Here is a 4271-nt window from a genome sequence, read left to right as displayed (position 1 = left end):
TAAGGATATTGTAATGGAGCTATACAACGTCAAAAATTCTTAAATCTAGTTCAAGAGATCAATTGATTCACTAAGCGCCGATACTTCAAAAACTTAGAGACGCGATCGCCCCCGCCAGTTGCAGCTCCGAAACCTCCAGATTTGTACTACTCTGCACTAGAAGCTAGCGACTAACAACGCAATCTCAATACTTTGAGCCTTATACATCGTAAAATTTAGATTTTCCGGTATAGACTTTGAAGTGAATTGCTGTGGTTTGACATGGAAGCAATCAATATCCCCGCTCCCAAGTTCGAGCAGTATGAGCTGGTTACTCTCTACTGGAATAAGGAGCAACATGAAACTCGTGTGGTAGAGCGCTACTACAACCTGGATAAAGAGCAGTGGCTTTATAAGGTAGGGGATTCGGACGACCTCTACACCTCTGATGTATTGGAACCCAGACTGTAACGATGAAAGTTAATCGCCACGGCAAGGCTAAGCTCCTCGCCTCCAATGAAGTCACCCAACTGTTTGAGCTTGGCTTGACCAATGCCAGGGACAGAGCTTTGTTTGGCGTATGTTTCTATACAGGTTGTCGCATTGCTGAGGCTTGCTCCCTAAGAACTGAGGACATCTATGGGCCTGGTGGTGTGCGATCGCGGCTGACACTCAGGAAGGGCAATACTAAGGGAAAGCGATCCACTCGGTCTATCCCAGTTAGGCCAGAACTTGTAGCATTGTTAGCAATTCATCAATCAAGCACCGGAAAAATCTATGTCTTCCCCGGTCGTTGGGGCAGAGGGCATATCCACCCAGATTCAGCAGCGGTCATTCTAAGAGGAGCATTCGAGTCGCTGGGGATTGAAGGGGCCAGCACTCATAGTTTTCGACGAACTGCACTAACCAGGATGTCGAATCTGGGTACACCTTTACGGGTGATTCAGGAGATCTCCGGGCATGAAAGTTTGGCTGCACTGCAAGAGTACCTGGAGGTTTCGGATGAGCAGCTAGAGCAGGCGATCGCTCAGTTGTGAGCTGCAAGCATTTGGTCTTTAGTGCAGTCGAAGAAGTTTCCCTTTCGAGACAAGATGTAGGCATCACCTTGAACAGTCTTTCTGGCTTTCTCCCTAACCTTCAAGGCATCCTCGTAAGACAGTGCTAGTACTGGCCTGTCGCTAACGACTAAGGCATACCGTTTGTTATTACCTTTTGGTGAGCAAATTTTGGCGTTAAACCCATTGCTCAAAGCTTTTCCCAGTACAGCTTTCTCTAGAGTGGCTCTTGCAGTATCAGAGCCTGACACAACAAAATAAGTTTCTTGAGCATAGACTGTTTGTACGGCTTGGGCAAAATCACCTGTTGAGCTAGCTTCCTTACTAGTAGTAACAAACTGCTTTCTAACCGTTTCTTCTACAACAGAAGTAATTTTGTCTTGAAGAGTAGGATCTGTTGTCACACTATTTCTAAGAGTCTGATCCTTAGCCAGAGTATCAACTAAGACCTTGTTGACTAAACTTCGAAACTCTTGATCCTTTCTAAACTCAGAGATTAGGCTTTTTGATACACTCTCTCTGATATCCTTTGAAGCCTTTTCTACTACCTTCTCAGCAATTGCTGTGCTAGCCTGCTCGTTGACAGTTTTGCTGACACTATCAACAAAAGCAATAAAGGTAGCGAAACCAGCCAGTGCAAGGATAGCTGTACCTACGGCACCCACTTGTTTAATTCTAGATAACAGTCGGGCCTCAGCTTTAGCAACCATCTCATCGATTGCATCTTGGCGACGCAGTTCTTCATTTGCTTCTTCTGAAGCCTCAAGTTTCTGACGCAGTTCTTCATTTTCCTTCGCTAGGGCCTCAACTGCGTACTCTTTATTCGCAACCATTAGTCTTGCTCTTTTTAATTTATAGCGCTAGTTTCTAGGTCGTCAATTTTTGGCAAATCATTTCGACGAATCCTTAGGTTCACTCACCTTAGCTTCCGCAGAGTTTTTAGAGTTTCACCCAAAGTCAGTAGATTTACTGCCAAAATCAACATTTTTTAGTACTCCAGCATAGGAAGAAAAGCGAGGGCAAAGAAACGTAGATTGCAACTAGTAACAGTCGTTATGCTCGCACAAACATCTCTCTAGTTCTAATGCGCTGAGAACTCAGTTGTTACGATTGCTCTAGGCAAGAGCCGTAACTCTCAAAGGGACAAGATTGCCAGTAATTGTTAGTCCAAGCCGCATTGATTGCTGTGGATGAATTAGTTCCCCTGTGATGGCGCATTGCTCCTCTCGTTGAGCGATCGCCTCAAACGTAACTCGAATCTCTGACCCAGACAAAAGCGGAGTTTGGGAAGGCGATCGTTTCTCCAAAGGCATTAACCGTTGCTCCACGAATTGCCAAAGCACCTCTCGAATCAGGGCTTGATACCCTTGCTCCCCAGAAAGCTCTCGTAATCGCTCTTTAAGTTCAGCTTCCAGCCGGATACTCGTTACTTGCATTTCCGAAGTGGAACTTTGTTTGCGTGTATCCATACCGAACTGCCTAATTTCAAAAAGTGGACAAGATAATACTACAAGTGTAGTATGTAGCTATCCAGATTTGTAATACAAGTAATACAGCCTTCCATGAGTTACATCCTTCTCGCCACCTTATCCAGTGCCTTTGTTCTTCCCCATCGAGGTTGGGGCAGCGCATTGGTGCTGTTCGCGTGTGAGGGAGCGTATCGATTTAGTGGTGGTCAATCCGCCAACAAAGGCATTGATGGGATAGCCGCCGGACAACTCAATCCGGAGCAACTGACTAGCAGCGGGAGGTGCAGGTCTAGCCTGACACCCACATAGGGAAACAGCGCATCAGCTTCCTTGTACTTACCCCCGCTCCTGGTCAACAGAAGTGGGGGTTGTTTTTTGAGGAGTGAGTTTTATGCAAGCAACAGAGCAGAGTCAGAAGATTCCAATACTACACAACCAGGTCGTAGTCTTCTCCAAGAACTACCTTCCCCTGACACGTATCAACATCAAACGGGCCATCGTGCTTCTAGTGACGGGGCAGGCAGAATCACTAGAGTTCAGCAGCCTCCAGACCTGGGAAGTGCGCTCTCCTAGCGTTGTACTACAAGTACCTGAGCACATCCACTTGACGAGTGGCAATCCAGAGCGGCAGTGGAAGCTACCACCTGTCAATCGTCGCGAAGTCTTCCGCCGCGATCACCATGCCTGTCAGTACTGCGGCAGTACCAAGCGTCTCACCTTGGATCACGTCATTCCTCGTTCCAAGGGTGGCACCCATACCTGGGAGAACGTAGTGGCTGCGTGCGAGAAGTGCAATTCAGCTAAGGGCGATCGCCTCTTACACGAGACCGGAATGGTGCTCAGAAGCAAACCTAAAGCACCCATCCACCCTGCCATTGCATTTGCAGAACAGTTCTGGAAAGAGCAGCCCACCAACGACTGAGCTGAATAGAAGAAGGAGGTAAGGCCAATGTTGAAGCTGAACTACACCGAAGGCGGACTGTACATGGAGCGGGTAATGACCTCTCTAGAAGTGGCGATCGCCCAGCGGGTTGTTCTCGCTATGCGCTTAGAGCAATCCCTCCAAGTCGAGCCTGGTCATGCCTCCTTTCTATTGCCTGCTGATGTCCCTGACCTAAAACATCTAGAGACGACGTTGGGGCAGGAATGCAGAGGAAGAGTGACTGTCATTTCAGTCGATGACGAGTTTGTAGAAGTCAGTCTGAGCGGAAGCTGGATTGCTGAGAGTAAGGAAGCTCACGAAGGGATGTTCCTCACGGTGCTCAGCGATCGGGCCGAGTTCTTCCTCTACAAGCTGTGGCAGATGAGTGAAGCACACATCTCTTCCCTGGCCTAGCAACTACAACCAAATCAGAGAGCGCAGTCTAGCCATCTTTTTCATGATTGCCCTCTCACTTCTCAAAAAAAGTTGTAGTATCCCCTTGACACTCTGTAGTACGTTGTATTACAACTGTAGTATCAACACTACAGCCCCTCACAAAGGCTCCGTAGTCAACCCCCTGAACCTTGAAAACTGAATCGCCACCTTTGGGAAAGTAGCTTAGTCCGGCTTAAAGCAGTCGCCTGTCCAGCGAAAGATCGTCGGTTCAAATCCGTCCATTCCCGCCTTGTAGCATCGTGGGCGAATAGATAAGTCGCTGTGCCTCTCAAGCACGGAGAAGCGGGTGCAACTCCCGTCGATGCTTCCAATGAGGATGTAACTCAGCCGGATAGAGCGCCTGTCTTCGAAACAGGAAGCCACAGGTTCAATTCCTGTCATCCTCGCTCT

The 4271-nt window shown here is 48.0% G+C and carries 7 protein-coding genes and 3 tRNA genes; 8 read left to right on the top strand and 2 right to left on the bottom strand.

Going from position 1 to position 4271, the window contains the following annotated elements:
- Nucleotides 1-261: 261 nt before the first annotated feature.
- Both H6F90_RS00120 and H6F90_RS00115 read left to right on the top strand, forming a co-directional pair.
- Nucleotides 262-450: a hypothetical protein gene (locus H6F90_RS00120; protein WP_190549115.1), complete on the top strand. Its 189-nt coding sequence runs from the start codon at nucleotides 262-264 to the stop codon at nucleotides 448-450.
- A 2-nt stretch (nucleotides 451-452) separates the two neighbouring features.
- Complete coding sequence (locus H6F90_RS00115) at nucleotides 453-1016, top strand: site-specific integrase (protein ID WP_190549113.1); 564 nt, start codon at nucleotides 453-455, stop codon at nucleotides 1014-1016.
- Here H6F90_RS00115 and H6F90_RS00110 read toward each other — a convergent pair.
- Both H6F90_RS00110 and H6F90_RS00105 read right to left on the bottom strand, forming a co-directional pair.
- The gene (locus H6F90_RS00110; RefSeq protein WP_190549111.1) at nucleotides 1007-1867 is read right to left on the bottom strand and encodes a hypothetical protein; all 861 of its coding nucleotides are present in this window, start codon (nucleotides 1865-1867) and stop codon (nucleotides 1007-1009) included. The two genes, H6F90_RS00115 and H6F90_RS00110, sit on opposite strands and share 10 nt — an antisense overlap.
- Before the next feature lie 282 nt (nucleotides 1868-2149).
- Complete coding sequence (locus H6F90_RS00105) at nucleotides 2150-2503, bottom strand: hypothetical protein (RefSeq protein ID WP_190549109.1); 354 nt, start codon at nucleotides 2501-2503, stop codon at nucleotides 2150-2152.
- Nucleotides 2504-2596: 93 nt separating this feature from the next.
- Here H6F90_RS00105 and H6F90_RS00100 point away from each other — a divergent pair, with 93 nt between their 5' ends.
- The 6 genes from H6F90_RS00100 to H6F90_RS00075 all read left to right on the top strand — a co-directional run bounded on the left by H6F90_RS00100 (nucleotide 2597) and on the right by H6F90_RS00075 (nucleotide 4267).
- A complete protein-coding gene (locus H6F90_RS00100) occupies nucleotides 2597-2812 on the top strand; it encodes a hypothetical protein (protein ID WP_190549107.1) in 216 nt (71 codons plus the stop codon).
- 82 nt (nucleotides 2813-2894) lie between these two features.
- Entirely contained in the window at nucleotides 2895-3425 is a 531-nt protein-coding gene (locus H6F90_RS00095; protein ID WP_190549105.1) for an HNH endonuclease, read from the top strand.
- 27 nt (nucleotides 3426-3452) lie between these two features.
- The gene (locus H6F90_RS00090; protein WP_190549103.1) at nucleotides 3453-3839 is read left to right on the top strand and encodes an alr0857 family protein; all 387 of its coding nucleotides are present in this window, start codon (nucleotides 3453-3455) and stop codon (nucleotides 3837-3839) included.
- A gap of 193 nt (nucleotides 3840-4032) precedes the next feature.
- Nucleotides 4033-4108: transfer RNA gene (locus H6F90_RS00085), tRNA-Asp, on the top strand.
- A 6-nt stretch (nucleotides 4109-4114) separates the two neighbouring features.
- Nucleotides 4115-4191 (top strand) — tRNA-Glu (locus H6F90_RS00080).
- 2 nt (nucleotides 4192-4193) lie between these two features.
- Nucleotides 4194-4267: transfer RNA gene (locus H6F90_RS00075), tRNA-Arg, on the top strand.
- The last annotated feature ends 4 nt before the right edge of the window (nucleotides 4268-4271 follow it).

Origin of the sequence: Trichocoleus sp. FACHB-591, from assembly GCF_014695845.1 — a bacterium.
Lineage (GTDB): Bacteria > Cyanobacteriota > Cyanobacteriia > FACHB-46 > FACHB-46 > Trichocoleus.
The sequence above is the reverse complement of the archived record's forward strand: the minus strand, read 5'-3'. Positions and strand labels throughout refer to the sequence as shown.